Genomic DNA, 16,849 nt, shown 5'->3' on the forward strand with positions numbered 1-16,849 from the left:
CCCATGGCGGATTTACAGTTTCCATCCTTAAATCTAAAAACGGAATTCGTTGAAATCAAAGGCGAACGGGTTCTAGTTGTTTCTTTTGTCGGCCAAATCACAAATACCAATGCGTATGAGATCAATCGTAACATTTCGGTGATCTTTCGAGATTCCGTTTACAATATCATTTTAGAACTCACTAAGTTGGACTATATCAATAGCATTGGTGTGGCGACCCTCATCGGTATCATCAAAACCGTAGAGAGCAATCACGGAAAAATTCTAATCGGTGGTTTAAATCATTTTTTGGAAAATGTAATTCGGTTGATGGATTTACCACGTAAGGTGCAAATTTTCAATACAAAGCAGGAAGCCATCACTCACTGGGAATAGCCACCAGAGTTTGGTTTATCTCCTTCTTTTTCCAAAGTTCTTCTTCAATCAAATCCAAAAGATGAGAGAGACCTTCTCTGGTAACAGCAGAAACCAGTAAAGTTTCGTTTTTTTCAAAAGAGGCTCTAGTTTCTTCATCCAAACCATCGGCTTTGTTAAAAACCACCATTCTCGGGATTTCATTTAACTGTAAGGAATTGAGAATTGTGTCTACCGCTTCCATTTGCTCCGCATAATTAGAGTTTGTGGAATCAACTACATGCAAAAGTAGGTCGGCGTCTCCCAATTCCTCCAGCGTGGCTTTGAAAGCCTGAGATAGATCTGGCGGAAGGTCATGAATGAATCCAACCGTGTCAGAGATGATGATTTCTCGTTCTTCAGGGAACCGAATCCTTCGAGTTGTAGGATCTAAAGTAGCAAATAGTTTGTCTTCAGCAATGACGGTAGAATTGGTAAGGGCATTGAGAAGGGTTGATTTTCCGGCATTTGTATAACCAACAATTCCCACAATGGGGATCTCATTCCTAGAACGAGCTTTTCGGTTCAGTTCGCGTCGGCGTTTTAGGTCTCTTAGTTCGTTTTCCAAACGAGTGATTTTTTCTTCCACTCGCCTGTTTCCAATTTCTAGTTTGGTTTCCCCCGGTCCTCTTCCACCAATACCACCCGTTAGGCGACTCATATTGTCATCGAGTTCTGAAAGTCGATTTTTTAAATATTTAAGTTGAGCCAGTTCTACCTGGAGTTTTCCATCTCTTGATTTTGCATTTTTAGAGAATATATCTAAAATGAGTTGGGTACGATCGATGATTTTTAAATCACTAGCATCGGAGATTTTTTTTGCCTGCGAAGGAGTGAGTTCCAAATCAAAAATCAAATGTTCTATGTCTTTATGAACTGACGTTAAAATGATTTCTTGTAACTTTCCTTTCCCTACAACAGTTCTGGGATCGGGATCTCTTTTTTGAACATAGGTATCTACAACATGGACTCCGGCTGTACGACAAAGTTCTTTGAGTTCCGCCATCGAATGGTCTGGCGAACGTTTCATTTTACGGACATCATAGACACCCACAAGGAAGGCACGGTTTTCTTTTTGTGATTCTTTGAGGTTGGAAGTTTTTTTTGTGAATTCGGATTCGAGTGCTTCCACTTGTTCCAAGTATCCATACTTGATTTGGCCTGGATATTGTTTGGGAGAGAGAATCCAAGGTTCTTTCGCATCTGGATCTGGATTGATAAATGCTGAAAAAAAGAATTTGGGAATTCCATCAGAACCCACACAAGCAGCTGTGATGGAATCAAATCGGTTGAGGACAAGGTCCATTAAATCTTCTTGGTTTAACGGATGTTCTTTGAGATGTGTGTGAAAAAGTCGTAAGCCCCGGAGTCTTGAGTGAGCCACCCGGTACCGGTCCAAATGTGGGATTTCAATGGAGTGGTCATTGCCAACAATGAGATGTGTGACATAACCTGTCCTTTCAATGAGAAGCCCAACCTGCCTGCCAATTTCTACCGAAATCTCACCGACAAGCCTTGCAAGGTCCATAGAGATGATAGAATCCTCTCTAAGACGCCTTTCGGAGAGAGATTTTAACTTTTTTAACTGGTTTGGCTTGAGACCAGCGAGATTGCCGCTAATTTTACTTATAGTACGTATCCGATATTCAAAGTATGGAAGTAGGCTATCAGATGTTTCAAAAGGGTCAAGACATAATTTGGAAGAGCAGTTTATGGGTGGTCCTTGTTCTGTTGATAGGTTGTTCCAGTTCAAGACCATACCAATTAACAGACGTTTCACCAAAGTATAAAGAATACCAAGGAACCGATTTAGATCCTCATAAAACTAAGGAAGTATTGATTCCGGTAACAAACAATCGCAAGTATGATGAATTCATTCAAGAGGCACATAAGGCAATTGCCCTTTTAGAATTTGGCGAAAATGTTGCCCTTCGAGCTGATAGCAAAAAAACAGTTGGAGAACCAGCCAACCAAGAAATGCAAGCTGCCGCTTATTTAGAAGAAGATCTCCCACAGGTTGTAACCAAACTTCCTGGCCTTCTCCAAACCAACCAAGATTTGATTGATAGCACACCGAATGACTTTGATGGTCCTGCCATTGGTCGTGTCACTTATGCATTAGGAAATATTTTAGATTCCTTAAAACAATATAGTCCCAAAGCCATAGGAATTCAAAATGCCATCCGTAATATCCGGTCTGATTCCAATAACTACAACCAAGGGAAAGACATTGCGGATGCAGAAATCAAACCTGTCGTAGAAGATCCCATCATTATTCCAGAAGTGGAAACAAAGAAAAAACCAGAAAAAATCATTCTTAAAAAAGAAGAAAATAGCTCTAAAATTTCCATCAAACGTCTCAATCGCAAAACAAAAGTTACGGGAAAAGTAAAAGCCACTGAACAAATCAATGAACTGGTAAAAAAGGAAGAGGAAGAAGTTCTCTCTGATGAAGAAAAAAAAGACAGGGAATATACGGACCAAATTCGTAACGGACTTGTTCAAGTTTTTCAATGGGAATACTACAGAAGACCTCAAAATTTAGAAAAGATATTAGCCACTCATCCAATTCCCCGTGTACGTTCCGCAGCTGCTCTCGCTCTTGGTCGATTGAAAGCAGGTCGTGTGAGTTTACAAAATGCCATTGATAAAGATGGATACCAAGTAAGACCCGCAGCCTATAAAGCATTATCTGATATTGGAGACAAACGTTCTCTTTCCTACTTTATTGCAGGAACTAAAGCAGAAGATCCGGAAGTAATTGCTGTGAGTTATGAAGGTCTTGGAAAAACAAAAGATCCTGCCGGACGAGAAATGATTCTCACCACAGGGCTTGCTTCTGAATATGTTGTCATTGTTTCGGGAGCTCTACGTGGACTCGCTTATCATAAATTAGATGCTGATGTGGAAGTGTTTGATAAATTTTTAAAATCAAACGAACAAGAGATTAAAGAAGCTACACTTGAAGCCCTTGCCATTCACGGAAGTCGCGAAAGTTTGCGTATTTTAGAAAAATTTGTAACAGAAGAACCAAATCTTGCTCTGAGGACCATTGATGAAATTAGCAAAAATCCATCTTTATCCGCAACCTTTGCCCTCATTCGATTGAACGAATCTCAAACCGACGAAAAAATAAACAAACGGATTGGTGAATCTTTATTACGACGCAAAGCATTCGGAAAGTATGCTATCATTCTGATTGAGGATGATTATCTTCGAGCAGAACCGAATGAACGTTCTAGACCGGTATCTTATATCAAAAATAAAGAGATTGGGTTTGTCCTTTCCGAAACCAAAAAGGAATTTGCAGTTCGAATTGGTGATGATATCCTTACGGATAAATACATCCAAGTAAAAATGGAATCTACCCTCCCTGGTGCTCAATCTGCTTTTGTAACAGGTTGGGTATTCTATCCAAAATTAGACATCATTGAGGTGAAATCACTTGGAAGTGATGGAAAATCAGGAAAGTATTCCAATCTCAAAAAAGGAAAACACAACAATCTCTTTGATCCTATCGAAGAGATTAAAGTTCCTAAAAAGGATTAGATTTTCCTTTTGAAAGAGCGGTGGGGACCCACTCCACCGTTCCTTGTTTGAGTGGGACTTTCGGAATCATCCAGTGAAGTCCACAAAACCAAGGTAAAAATAGAGAAGAAAAGGGCATCACTCCCAATACATCAAATCCAGTAGAAGCAATCACAAGAATCCCTTTGTAACCTGCTTTATAAATTTTACGCATCATCCAAAGCCCAGAGGTCTGAGTTTCCATGGTCACATCTGAAACAATCATATCGTAATTTGGATTTTTAGAAAAAAGGACAAGTCCTTCTTTAGCATCGATAGCCCGGTCGGACGGGATATTTTTAGAGTCAAAATATGATTTTAAATTATTCGCATAACGATCATTATCATCAACAATTAAAACTCTTTTCATATTTAGATCTCCGCATCGGCAAACTGACTTTCGTATAATTTTTTATAAATTCCGTTTTGAAGAAGAAGAGAATCATGATCCCCTTGTTCTTTGATTTCCCCTTCTTCAATCACCACAATGTTTTTCACTCGGCGCACTGTAGAGAGTCGATGGGCAATGATAAAGGTAGTTCTATTTTTAAAAAGTCGTTCCAAAGCGCGACTTACAAGTCTTTCCGATTCTGCATCCAGAGCACTCGTTGCCTCATCCAGAATCATAATCTCCGCATTTCGTAATAAAGCACGAGCAATCACAAGTCGTTGCCTTTGTCCCCCACTGAGGTCCAGTCCACGAACACCAATAACGGTATCATATCCATTTTCCATATTGGTAATGAAGTCGTGAGCATTGGCAAGACGAGCCGCACGAACCACTTCTTTCCGTGTTGCAGCACCAGTCCCATAAGCAATGTTATCTGCAATCGTTCCGTGAAATAGAAAAATTTCCTGAGTGACAATTCCAATTTTTTTACGAAGGGAGTTGAGTGAGTAGTTACGAATATCAGTTCCATCAATGCGAATCTTTCCAGCAGTAGGGTCAAAGAACCTAGGAATTAAATCCATAAGAGTCGATTTACCGGATCCACTGGTACCAACAAAGGCATAAGTTTCACCAAGTTTGATGTCTAAGTTGATTCCTTTGAGAACTTCTTGGTTGGTTCCTGGATAAGAAAAATGAATGTCATCAAATTGAATTCCCTTCTCGATTTTCTCGAGAACAGTTTCATCTCCATGTTCCACTACTTCTGAATCACGATCGATGATTTCAAAAATTCGTTTCCCTGCCGAATTGGCTTGAGTGATTTTTCCTACCATCTGTGAAAGTTGGGTAAGAGGACGAAGTAAAAATAACAAGGTGAGGAGAAAGGCCATAAACTCCCCTTGTGTAAACGTACCCGAATAAATGAACTTAGCACCCATTGCAAAGTATCCAAGCACCACAATGGAAGAAGTAAGTTCCACAAGGCTTGGGGCCATTTGTAGGTAAAACTGTCCCTTAAAAGTACGACGATATACCCTATAATTGATATGATCAAATTTTTTAAGATCTTGTTTCTCTTGGCGGAACGTACGAATGACTTTAATCCCAGAAATGAATTCTTGGATATGACTGTTTAGATCTGCAAGTTTCTCCTGAAACCGAGCCGTAGAAGATGAAATTTTTCGCGTAAAAAGTGTTACTGGTAAAATGACAACAGGAATGGTAAGGCAAGCCAAAAGTAATAATTCAGAATTGAGATAAATGAGAATCATTAAGTGAGTCACAACATAAAAGAAATTTATTACCGCATCACGGAGGTTACTCGAAATGACGGCCGCAACAATTTCGGCATCGTTAATCACACGACTCATAATGAGTCCTGTTTTTTCTTTATAAAAATAAGTTAAAGGAAGCCTTTGTACTTTTTGGAATAACTCCTGGCGAATATCTCTTACGGCTTTATAACCGGCCGTCGCAATACAAAAGACAGATAAAAGATAAGTTCCGAGTTTCAAAAGATAGAGCGGAAAAACAGCAATACAAACAGCCCAGACCACTTCCTTCGGTTCCATATCTTCTGTGAATTGGTTGATTTGGAGTTTTGCAGAGATGATGAGGCGTTTCAGGCGTTCCAAACCATCCAAACTTTCTTCACCTAAAAGAACTTCTTGGACTAAAATCGTTTTTTCAGGAAGGGTCAAATCCAAATGAAAACGATTGTTTTTATCACCACCTAAGGAATCAAAAAGCGGAATGAGCGCAGTAAGAGAAATACCATTGAGGACAGCTGTTAGTAGTGCAAATACCAAACCCAAAACAAATCGTTCTCGGTAATGCACAGAATAAGACAGGAGTCGTAAAAAATATTTCATGTAATGACTTCCTCATAGAAGTTACGAAGTAAGGTTTCCCCATGTTCTGTAAGGATGGATTCAGGATGAAACTGCACCCCAAAAACCTTATTCCATTTTCTGTGACGGATTCCCATGATCACCCCATCTTTTGTTTCAGCTGTCACTTCCAATTCCTGCGGCAAAGAAACTTTTGATACGGCCCAAGAATGATATCGATTGGCTAAAAATCCATTAGGAATGTTTTTAAAAAGACCCATCCCATTATGTTGGATCTCAGAAGGGCGCCCGTGAAAGATCTCTGGTGTTTGTTCCAAACTCGCACCAGCAACTTCTGCAATGGCCTGATGGCCGAGACAAATTCCTAAAACTGGTAAAGATTGGTATACCGATTGTAAATGTGAAAGGAGTTTTCCAGAAGTTTTAGGAAGGCCCGGACCGGGAGACAAAATAACCGCTTTGTATTTTTCATATAAGTCCGCTGGCAGATCTTCATTATGCCGGATGACTGTTGTTGGTATGATTTGGTTCAGGTATTGGTACAGAATATAAGTAAACGAGTCGTAATTGTCGATGAGAAGGAACATACTAGGAGAGGACAAGTGAAACCATCAAATGATCCACCTGTCCGTAAATCCAATCTTAAGCGTTAGGAGTTTCGATCCCAACCCCGTCATTGAGAAATTTGGAAATGATCACACGTTGGATTTGTGAAGTACCTTCGTAGATTTGGAAAATCTTTGCATCACGCATCAATTTTTCTACAGGGTATTCTTCGTTGAATCCGTAACCGCCAAAAATTTGAACTGCATCGGTTGTCACACGCATTGCCATATCAGCACAAAATACTTTTGCAATCGATGCTTGGTATGTATTTCTAAATCCATTATCGATAAGCCAAGCAGACTGCCAACAAAGTAGTCTTCCTGCTTCGATGTCACGAGCCATTTCTGCGATTAAAAAACTCACACCTTGGTTTACAGAAATTGGTTTTCCAAACGCATTACGAGTGTTCGCATAACGGATGGAATGGTCAAGGGCTGCACGAGCGACACCCACAGCACCAATGGCAACTGCTGGGCGAGTTTTATCAAAAGCACCCATTGCAATTTTAAAACCTTCTCCCTCTTTTCCGATCATGTTTTCTTTAGGAACTTTTACATCTTCAAAAGTAACACCACGAGTGTCGGAACAACGTTGTCCCATATTCTTTTCTTTTTTACCGATGATGATTCCAGGGGATTTTGCATCTACGATGAATCCAGTCATACCTTTATGACCAGCATTTGGATCTGTCTTTGCTAAAACAAAAAACCAATCCGCATGACCTGCGTTAGTGATCCACATTTTGGATCCATTGATGATGTATTCATCACCAACTCGTTTTGCTGTGGTTCGAATTCCAGCTACGTCAGAACCTGCACCTGGTTCCGTTACCGCGTAAGCTGCCAATGTGAAAGTTTCTGTCATTGGTTGGATGAATTTTTTCATTACGTAGTCATCAGCACCGAGTAGTACAGGTGCTAATGCAAGGTTGTTTGCTAGGATGGCAGTGGCCATTCCCGAACAACCATAAAACAACTCTTCAGAGGCAATGAGTTCGTCTAGGACACCAAGGCCTGCCCCGCCATATTCTGCCGGGATGTGCATATTCATAAGACCTACGTCAAAAGCTTTCTTTAAAATTTCTTTCGGATATTCACCTGTGTGGTCATGGTGTTCCGCTTTGGGAATCATTTCATTTTTGGCGAAATCTTTAGCTAAATCGCGGAGGGCTTTTTGTTCATCGGTGATAGAAAAGTCGATCATAGTGTGCCTTATTGAGGTTTTTTTACAGTACTTTGGAATTTTCTCTCTGAGTCAAGAAACTAGGGTGACTTAAATCTGTTGAAAAATCTTTTGAACCCAAAAACCTAGCCTTGGGAGACAACAATGTCAGGACACTCGAAATGGGCGACGATTCGAAGAAAAAAGGGAGCCATTGACGCCAAAAGAGGCGCCATCTTCACAAGGATTGCCAAAGAAATTTCCGTAGCAGCCAAAGATGGTGGTGGAGACCAAGAAGCAAATCCAAGACTTCGCCTCGCTGTCACAAAAGCAAAAGCAGCCAACATGCCTAAAGACAATATCGAACGTGCCATCAAAAAGGGTACCGGTGGTTTGGAAGGTATGGTCTACGAAGAGTGTCTGTACGAATGTTACGCACCTGGTGGTGTTGCGGTTATGGTGGATGTCCTCACTGATAAAAAATCTCGTACAACCCCAGAAATTAAAAGCATTCTAACAAAACTTGGTGGTTCCCTCGCCAATGCAGGTGCTGTGTCTCGACTTTTCGAAAGAAAAGGCCAACTCACTCTAAAAGCTGATCAAATTTCAGAAGAAGCTTTGTTTGATTTAGCACTGGGCGCCGGTGCCGAAGACATCCAAGTCAATGATGGAATGTATACAGTTCTCACTGCTCCTGCAGAATATGAAGCGGTGCAATCAGCGCTTTCTTCAAAGGGACTGAATATGGAAGAATCCGAAATTAAATATGTCCCGATGACTACTGTGGAAGTAAATGATAAGGAAACTGCCGAAAAAATCATGAAGTTAATTGATAACTTGGAAGCGAATGACGATGTGCAAGGTGTCAGTTCCAACTTTGAGTTAGGTGATGGAGTTGAGCTCGACTAATTCCCTGTCTGACAAAACAGGAATGATTTATGTCTCCCTGTTTTCACTTTGAAGGTGATTTTCTGTAATGTAGATTCTTACAGAAAATCACAATCGATAGATTTATCTTTTTTTAATGATCCCTGCGATGAAGATAAGCAAAATCGCTCCGATCACGGCAACAATGAGTTCTGCGATTAGTCCGTAAGAACGAAAACCCAAAAGTCCAAATACAATCCCACCCAAAAAGGATCCCACCACACCGATCACCAAGTTGGCAATCAGGCCAAATCCTCTTCCACGCAAAATACGACCTGCAAGCCAACCTGCCGCAAGACCAATCAGTAAAAACCAAATAAAACTAAACATAAGTTACTATCCTTGTTGCCTTTTCCTTTGAATTCTCATAAATTTACAAGAAGTCGTTAGAGAATCAATTCATATACGAAGGCTACATTTGAAAAATCAACTTTTAACTGGTCCCTATTATTTTGGTATGAAGGACTTGGATGTGTTCAAAAAATATTTCATCCAAGAAAACCAAGGGAAACCTCTTTTCCTCATTCGTTTCGAAAATATTGCCGGCACCGAGCTGACTGATTTCCTAGATCTACTGCGAACCGAGTTTTATTCCTGTTTGGATTTAGAAGACATATCTTTCGGTTTTCATTACATAGAAAAACAAGATATTTTACTGATGGGAATTTCTCCACTTTTTGAATGGGATATCGAACGATTTCCCAATATCGAAAATTCCGTTGGTAAATTCCAACAACAATGTTTACAAAATAAAACTGTTTCCTTTCATTTCGGAGTTTCTAGAACCCAGTCCAATTTTATTTCCGACAGTGAAGAGATTTATAACGAACTTTTTAAATCATCAGAAAAAAATCTTAATGATAACTTAGTTCGTTGGAGTTGGACTTACTACAACAAAGCCAACACATATATTTCTGGATCGGTTCATGAAGCCATGATCCAACCGACTGTTATTTTTAATCCGAAAGACAAAACATATTCAGTAAAAGGTGGGGAAGTATTTCTTGGTGGTGGCGCTTACATTGGTTATAAAGATCTAATCAATGACATACCATCTGACCAAGATCTAAATCGTATCGAACTTTTAATTTTGGAAAAACTAATCATTGCCTGCGAAAGCGCACCAGGATTATTAAAGTTTAATATTTCTCCTCAATCGTTGATTGATACCTTTTCCCATATTGATCGTGTGGACAGGTTACAACGACTCATCCAAAACAAAGATTTACTTCCTGAAAACATAAGATTTGAACTCGTAGAAAAACCTTATGATGATTCACATTTTCCTTTAAAGGATGTCTGCCATGCATTCTATTCTCACGGAATGAGTTTTGCCGCAGATGACTTCGGTGTTAAAAGCCAGTCTCACCAAATTGTTTTGGATCTTGGGATTATGATCAAAGAATTTAAATTGGATCCAATCAGTTTTAAATTTAAAATCGAAGAAGACCAAATTAAATTTTTGGACAACTTAGCATTTATTGATTATTGCAAACGTCTTGCTGACAACAGAGAGGCCGTGATTACCGCAGAAGCTGTAGAAGATTACGATACTTTACGATTTCTAATGGAACACCAAATTTATCAATTCCAAGCCAATATCCTTTTTGGAAAAATGACAGTATCCGATTATAAAAGAGATTTTGACCTTCTTCATTCCATTCATGAAGATGTTGTGAAAGAAGTATTGACAGATAAAATTTTGTCAGAAAAACAAAAGAAAGTTGGGAATTTGTTTCGAGTTGCATCAGAGGCGGGTTTAATTTAAAATTAATTATGCATTTTATCATGGCGATAGAAAACGATCTAAACTCCGCACAGGATTTAGAAAACATCTTCCTTGGTTTACGCCAACGAGTTGTCATAACAAAATTTTCTCAAACAGTCCAGGAGTATGTAAAATCCGCTAACCCAGACATCATTCTTATGGGATTGACCTTTAAGGATAAAAAAGAATTAGAATTTGTTTTGGAACTACGTCGAGATGTAATTACACATAATATTCCAATCCTCGCAATGATTCCGAAAGAAGATACTAACTTCATTGCAAACCAAAAAGCCCTTGGTTTTACCGATTATATGATAAAACCTTTGGCGAAACAACCACTACTTGATCGAATCCATTCCCATATTGAAGAATATAAATTCAGCGAGTCTTCAAAAACAAGAGACAATATGTCTTTCATTGTTGTGGACCGAGGTCATGGACGGGTGTTGTTTCAATGTCGGGCCAATCTCAAAAGATATGTATTTCCTGAATTCAAAAAAATATTCACTCCTAATTTTTTGAAATCCATTCTGACTGAATGGATTTGTTTTGATGTTCGCGTAGTACCGGAACTTGGCAAAGAAGAAGTAGAAGTATTTGAACGAGTTTTGAAATTATTTGTAGGCCATGAAAAAGTTGTGTTTATTGCTGGTCGCCACATGGGAGCATTCATTGAACATGCATCAGACGATGAAAAAATGTTAGTGTTTATGGCACCCAACGAATTTGATGAATATATAAAACTGGAAGAACAAAAAGTAGAAGAACAACGTAAAAAAGAGAAAAAAGAAAAATATGCAAAAGAAAGCGGAAAAGAAAGTCCGCCACCTCCTCCTACAAATTTAGGTGAAGTTAAGATAGAAATTCCCTTGGGTGGTGCTGCACTTCCAACATTACCAGAAGATCCAAACACTTCTAATGTTTCTTCAGAAACACCAACGAAGACGGATTCATCAGAAAATCCTCCTCAATCATAAATTTTCAAATCTAATCACAAAAGAGTAACCAATGAATTACAAACGCGAAGTCATCGACATTCCCAACGGCAAAGGCGAAATCATTCGCTTTCAAATGAATGATCAAAACTCATTAACAGGTCAAAACATGAAAGACCTCGGTGAGATCTTAAATGAAATCAAAGCCGACAATACAAAACGAGGAGTTATATTAACAACTGACAATCCGAAGTTTTTTTGTAATGGACTCGATGCAGAAAACCTACTCTCAACAAGTAGAGACAAACTCATTGATGAAGTAGGTGGAATCGTTGTCCTTTTTGGTGAACTTGTTAAGTTTGATAAACCTTTGATTACCGAAGTTACTGGACATGCAATGGGTGGTGGTGCCGTCATCACTGTGGCATCCGATTTTAAATATATGCTCGATGGAAAAGGAAGGATTGGATTTACAGAAGTAAACGTAGGACTTCCACTTCCAGGAAGTTTTATTGATCGCATTCGTATGTGCGTGGATCCAAGATATTGGGCAGAGGTATGTTTGGAAGGAACTACCTACAAAGGTGCGGAAGCCAAAAAAATTGGACTGATTGATGAAATTGCTCCCACACCAGAAGACATAAGAAAGATTGCTCTCAAGAAATTAGAAACGCTTTCTAAAGTTCCTTCTGCTGCCTATCGCTCTACTAAGAATACACTAAACGGAGCACTACTCGCAAATTTAGAACAGTACAAAAAAGATACGATTAAATCCTTTGAACAACCTGGTGTTGTTGATAATTTACTCGAAGCAATGACGGCTCTCAAGGAAAAACGCAGACCCGTTTTTAAATAAAATCTCGTACAATCGAGGGGAAATTTACAAGAACCCCTCGATTCTTATAAGTCTTTTCACCATAAGCGCCGAAAATTATAGTGAAATCAGATGTTGCGTTCGTTCGTATTAGTACTTATCTTCTTTTTTTATCCTATCTCTGCAATATCTGTCTCTGATTTCCCACCTGGTTTTGTTTTAAAGAACCCTTACCTTTGGCCAGTAAAAGGATATGATTCCATTACTGGTGCTTTTGGAGAATTTCGAACGGGTCATTTCCATATGGGACAAGATTTTTCGACTGGTGGAAGAATCGGTATTCCTATCCTTGCAGTAGCTAAAGGAAAAGTAATACGAGTCCAAAGAAGATGGACTAGCATTGGTTATGCGTTATTTCTACAACATGATGATGGAATGACTTCTCGTTACGGTCACTTACATAAATTTTCACAAAAAATCATCAAACAAATCTTAAAATCAAAACAAGCCAAACGTTACAAAGACAGAACCGACTTTGACATTGCACTTCCAGAAGCCGTTGAAGTAGAAGCGGGAGAAACCATTGCATTCTCTGGTGATACAGGAGTTGGTCCTCCTCACCTTCATTTTGAACTATTTAAGGATAACGTATATTATAATCCCATGCATTATGGTTTGGGATATAATGTGGCAGAACCGATTGTGTTCAATACGATACGAATCACTCCACAAACACCTCGTACTTTTATCAATGGCCGAAACGAAACGGTAGAAATTCCATTCTACGAAACTAGTGGAAATCGATTTGAATTATCCGAATCTCCAACTTTATTCATCCAAGGGAAAGTAGGAATACAAGTTGCCATCCACCAAAAATCCAATAATAATCGTTTAGGAATATTCACCTTAGATATGTTAATTGGTGAAAACATTCTACAAGGTTTTCAACTTTCAAAGATTTTAAAAGAACATACTCGTAAAAATGTTTTACTTTATGATAGTTCCGTAAGTAAACCAAATGGAAATCCATTTTCCTATTATCTACATACTCGTGATGGGAATGATTTACTCGGTATGAGAAGTAATGGTCGAGAACAAGGTCTTCTTGATAGCGAACAAATGCGTCTGGGTGAGCCAAAAGAAATTACCATCCGCGCCACAGGAATGGGCGGACAAATGTCTTTTGCATCTTTTTATATTCTAAAAGACCAAGGTGATTACAGCCATATCGTTACCAAAGAGTGGAAATACAATGTTTACTATGATCGTTACACTACATTTAAATCTAAAGATACAAAAGTAGAATTATTTTTCCCTGTAAATGCCGTGTATTCTAAAGCTTTTTTTGAAATCGAAGCCCAAGAACAAATTCAAATTAATACGAAAGGTTTAAACCAACTATCCAGTGTATACAAAATCGGTCCTGATTTTAAAGATTTTAATTTAGGTTATGATCTTTATGTAAAAGTTCCTAAAACGAAAGATATTAATTCGGCAGACTTATATGAAGTGTTAGCCGATGGGAATGTAAAAAAAGTGAATGGATCTTCTTTTAGTTCCTGGGGTCAGTTTTTCAAAGTGAGACTTCGTAAAACAGGACTTTTTGTTGTCTTATCAGACCAAACTCCTCCAGCAATTTACTTACATGAGTTAATGAACAAAACTGTTTATCCAAGAGAAGACTTTGCTTTGTATTTAAAAGCCGTTGATGTGGGATCAGGAATTATGCCAGATGGATTTGATATCACCGTGGATGGAATTCCGGGAAAGGCTGAATATTTTCCAAAAGATGGCCGATTGGAAATTTTTGAACCAGAGATTTTATACGAACCGGGAAAACATACCGTGCTTGCAAGTGTTAGGGATTTTGCAGGAAATTGGAGCTCAACCGTTCGTTACGATTATGAAATCCAAACACCACCGGTCATAGAAGAAAAGAAAAAACCAACTATAGAAAATCAAAACATAGATACTGCAAAAGATAAAAAAAATACAAAAGAAACAAAAACCAAACCATCTTCGCCTAAGGTGCAAAAGGCGGTTAAACCAATTACAATCGCACCCAAGGCAAAGGATAAAAAATCTACATCCCGATAGCAGCACCACCGTCTACACGGAGGTAAGTTCCAGTAATGTAAGATGCATCGTTGCTTAAGAAAAACTTAACTGCCGATGCAATCTCTTCTTGTTTTCCCGGTCGTTTGAGTGGGATCACAGAAGGATCTGTTAACTTGTCTTGCACTTCTTTCGAAAGAGTTCCTGTCATTTCTGTTTGAACGTATCCAGGGCAAACTGCATTCACAAGAACGTTTCTTCCAGAAAATTCACGAGCGGAAACTTTTGTTAAAGCAATCACACCAGCTTTAGAAGTGGAGTAGTTTGCTTGGCCAGGTTGTCCAGTAAGTCCAGAAACTGAAGAGATATTTACAATTCTACCAGAGTCGGATTTAAGAATGAGTTTACTTGCAGATTTAGTCATAAGGAAAACTCCCTTACAATTCACATCCATTACGAAATCGTATTCTTGTTCAGACATACGGATGAGAAGGTTGTCTTTCAAAACCCCTGCGTTGTTTACAAGAAAGTCTAATTTTCCAAACGCTTCTTTTGTTTTGCTGATGGCAGCATCACAATCTTCAGGTTTTGTTACGTTACAAGCAACACCAATTGCCTTAACACCAAATTTTGCTTCCACTTCTCTTGCAGCTTCTTCAATTTTTTCCTGATTCAAGTCAACAAGCACCAAACTTGCACCATGCGATGCGATACGGTTTGCGATTGCTCTTCCCAAACCAATGGGAGAGGCAGCTCCTGTTACCAGTGCTACTTTTCCTTCGAATTCTTTGGACATATGCCCCCCTAGGATTTATTACTAGATTCTAAACTTGAATTTAGAACATCGTTCGGCAATCGTAAAATTCCCAGTTGAAACAGAAGTTTCTAATGAAAGACTGCCCTTATGATCGATCGATACAGCCACCCAGAGATTTCTGCCATCTGGGAATTAGAGAACAAATTTAAGATTTGGACAGATATTGAAATTTATGCCTGCGAAGCTCGTGCCAATCGCGGAGAAGTTCCCAAAGAAGACCTCGAAACCATCAAACAGAAAGCAAAATTCAATGTAGATGAAATTCTAGAAATTGAATCGAAGGTTCACCATGATGTTATTGCCTATTTGACTAACCTAAATTCCTATATTGGACCAGCAGGCCGTCATGTTCACTTTGGACTGACTTCGAGTGACGTAGGAGATACAGCACTTTGTGTACAAATGGTACAAGCAATGGATCTCCTCATCCAAAGAACCGAAACCCTTTTGCAAACGACAAAAGAAAAAGCAAAAGAGTACAAAGACCTTCCTTGTATAGGACGTTCTCATGGTATCCATGCAGAACCAATGACTTTAGGTTTAAAGTTTGCCCTCTTCTATGCAGAGATGACTCGAAACTTAGAACGGATGAAAGATGCTCGTGCTCAAGTTGCCGTAGGTAAATTGTCTGGAGCCGTAGGAACTTATTCCAATATTGATTTAGAAATCGAAGAATATGTTTTAGCCAAACTTGGACTAACTGTGGATCCAATTGCCACACAAGTGATCTCACGTGATCGTCATGCTTTTTATATGTCGGTTCTTGGCGTGGTCGCCGCCAGTTTGGATCGAATGGCAACAGAAATCCGACTTTTGCAAAAAACAGAAGGTCGCGAAGTAGAAGAACCATTTGCAAAAGGTCAAAAAGGATCCTCGGCAATGCCTCACAAACGAAATCCGGTAGTTTGCGAAAGAATTTCTGGAATCTCCAGAGTCATTCGTTCCAACGTCAATGTTGGATTACAAAACGTGGGACTTTGGCATGAAAGAGATATTTCTCACTCTTCTGCCGAACGAATTGTACTTCCCGATTCCACCATTGCCCTCGATTATATTCTAGAAAAAATGAACTTTGTCTTAAAAGGACTTCATGTTTATCCAGATGCCACCGAACGTACATTAAACGTAACGCGCGGACTTATTTTTTCCCAAAAAGTATTGTTATGGCTTATCGAAAAGGGTGGGATTACGAGAGAAGATGCTTACCTGATTGTGCAAGAAAATGCCATGGCAGTTTGGGGAGACCAATCCAAAAATCTTCGTGACCTTTTGAAACAAGATCCAAGGTGTTCTGCGATTCTGAAAGAGAGTGATTTAGATGAAATTTTCCAAATCAAACCTTATCTAGAGCGGATTCCGCTCATCTTCAAACGATTGGGGATTATCGATTAGTTTATTCACAGATTTTAGATCCAGGAATTGATTCAAAAACAATCTAGAATTAGTTTAGTCTGGTTCTGGATTGTTTTTTCTAAAGAAAGATGTTTCGCTAATTCGCTTAGCTTTTAAATCTCTGCGTGATATACGCTCGGCAAATAGCATACACTTCAACACTATTTAACCGT

15 protein-coding genes are annotated in these 16,849 nt (G+C 39.0%); 8 read left to right on the plus strand and 7 right to left on the minus strand.

Annotated features, from left to right (window positions below):
• Positions 1–3 precede the first annotated feature (3 nt).
• The gene (locus CH361_RS00320) at positions 4–375 is read left to right on the plus strand and encodes an STAS domain-containing protein (protein ID WP_100788851.1); all 372 of its coding nucleotides are present in this window, start codon (positions 4–6) and stop codon (positions 373–375) included.
• Here the strand turns inward: CH361_RS00320 and hflX are convergent.
• Positions 359–1,921, minus strand: coding sequence for a GTPase HflX (gene hflX / locus CH361_RS00325; RefSeq protein WP_100788852.1), 1,563 nt, complete (start codon positions 1,919–1,921; stop codon positions 359–361). The genes CH361_RS00320 and hflX overlap by 17 nt on opposite strands.
• A 143-nt stretch (positions 1,922–2,064) precedes the next feature.
• Between hflX and CH361_RS00330 the strand changes: the two genes are divergently transcribed.
• A complete protein-coding gene (locus tag CH361_RS00330) occupies positions 2,065–3,942 on the plus strand; it encodes a HEAT repeat domain-containing protein (protein ID WP_208861371.1) in 1,878 nt (625 codons plus the stop codon).
• Here the strand turns inward: CH361_RS00330 and CH361_RS00335 are convergent.
• Genes CH361_RS00335 through CH361_RS00350 form a run of 4 tightly spaced genes read right to left on the minus strand, consistent with a single transcriptional unit; the run spans position 3,929 to position 8,010 of the window.
• Entirely contained in the window at positions 3,929–4,330 is a 402-nt protein-coding gene (locus tag CH361_RS00335) for a response regulator (RefSeq protein WP_100788853.1), read from the minus strand. The two genes, CH361_RS00330 and CH361_RS00335, sit on opposite strands and share 14 nt — an antisense overlap.
• Before the next feature lie 2 nt (positions 4,331–4,332).
• A complete protein-coding gene (locus tag CH361_RS00340) occupies positions 4,333–6,222 on the minus strand; it encodes an ABC transporter ATP-binding protein (RefSeq protein WP_100788854.1) in 1,890 nt (629 codons plus the stop codon).
• Positions 6,219–6,788, minus strand: coding sequence for an anthranilate synthase component II (locus CH361_RS00345; RefSeq protein WP_100789392.1), 570 nt, complete (start codon positions 6,786–6,788; stop codon positions 6,219–6,221). Before CH361_RS00345 ends, CH361_RS00340 begins: the two co-directional genes overlap by 4 nt.
• Positions 6,789–6,843: 55 nt before the next feature.
• Positions 6,844–8,010 carry an acyl-CoA dehydrogenase family protein gene (locus CH361_RS00350; protein ID WP_100788855.1) on the minus strand — a complete coding sequence of 389 codons (1,167 nt, stop codon included), beginning with the start codon at positions 8,008–8,010 and terminating at the stop codon, positions 6,844–6,846.
• A 123-nt stretch (positions 8,011–8,133) separates the two neighbouring features.
• Between CH361_RS00350 and CH361_RS00355 the strand changes: the two genes are divergently transcribed.
• On the plus strand, positions 8,134–8,877 hold the full coding sequence (locus CH361_RS00355) for a YebC/PmpR family DNA-binding transcriptional regulator (protein WP_100788856.1): 744 nt from the start codon (positions 8,134–8,136) through the stop codon (positions 8,875–8,877).
• 102 nt (positions 8,878–8,979) lie between these two features.
• On the opposite strand, the gene CH361_RS00360 is transcribed toward CH361_RS00355, so the two are convergent.
• Positions 8,980–9,225 carry a GlsB/YeaQ/YmgE family stress response membrane protein gene (locus CH361_RS00360; protein WP_100788857.1) on the minus strand — a complete coding sequence of 82 codons (246 nt, stop codon included), beginning with the start codon at positions 9,223–9,225 and terminating at the stop codon, positions 8,980–8,982.
• A gap of 88 nt (positions 9,226–9,313) precedes the next feature.
• Between CH361_RS00360 and CH361_RS00365 the strand changes: the two genes are divergently transcribed.
• From CH361_RS00365 to CH361_RS00380, 4 genes are all read left to right on the plus strand, one after another.
• Entirely contained in the window at positions 9,314–10,663 is a 1,350-nt protein-coding gene (locus tag CH361_RS00365; RefSeq protein WP_100788858.1) for an EAL domain-containing protein, read from the plus strand.
• A gap of 20 nt (positions 10,664–10,683) precedes the next feature.
• Positions 10,684–11,640 (plus strand): response regulator, encoded by a 957-nt coding sequence (locus CH361_RS00370; RefSeq protein ID WP_100789393.1) that lies wholly within the window; start codon positions 10,684–10,686, stop codon positions 11,638–11,640.
• Between the two features lie 31 nt (positions 11,641–11,671).
• Positions 11,672–12,454 carry an enoyl-CoA hydratase/isomerase family protein gene (locus CH361_RS00375; protein WP_100788859.1) on the plus strand — a complete coding sequence of 261 codons (783 nt, stop codon included), beginning with the start codon at positions 11,672–11,674 and terminating at the stop codon, positions 12,452–12,454.
• Positions 12,455–12,544: 90 nt separating this feature from the next.
• The gene (locus CH361_RS00380) at positions 12,545–14,509 is read left to right on the plus strand and encodes a M23 family metallopeptidase (protein ID WP_100788860.1); all 1,965 of its coding nucleotides are present in this window, start codon (positions 12,545–12,547) and stop codon (positions 14,507–14,509) included.
• On the opposite strand, the gene CH361_RS00385 is transcribed toward CH361_RS00380, so the two are convergent.
• On the minus strand, positions 14,496–15,263 hold the full coding sequence (locus CH361_RS00385) for a glucose 1-dehydrogenase (protein ID WP_002972927.1): 768 nt from the start codon (positions 15,261–15,263) through the stop codon (positions 14,496–14,498). The genes CH361_RS00380 and CH361_RS00385 overlap by 14 nt on opposite strands.
• 108 nt (positions 15,264–15,371) lie before the next feature.
• On the opposite strand from CH361_RS00385, the gene purB reads away from it, so the two are divergent.
• Positions 15,372–16,676, plus strand: a complete 1,305-nt coding sequence (gene purB / locus CH361_RS00390) for an adenylosuccinate lyase (protein ID WP_100788861.1) — start codon at positions 15,372–15,374, stop codon at positions 16,674–16,676.
• The last annotated feature ends 173 nt before the right edge of the window (positions 16,677–16,849 follow it).

The sequence above is a fragment of the Leptospira brenneri genome (genome assembly GCF_002812125.1).
In the GTDB taxonomy this organism is placed as follows: Bacteria; Spirochaetota; Leptospiria; order Leptospirales; family Leptospiraceae; genus Leptospira_A; species Leptospira_A brenneri.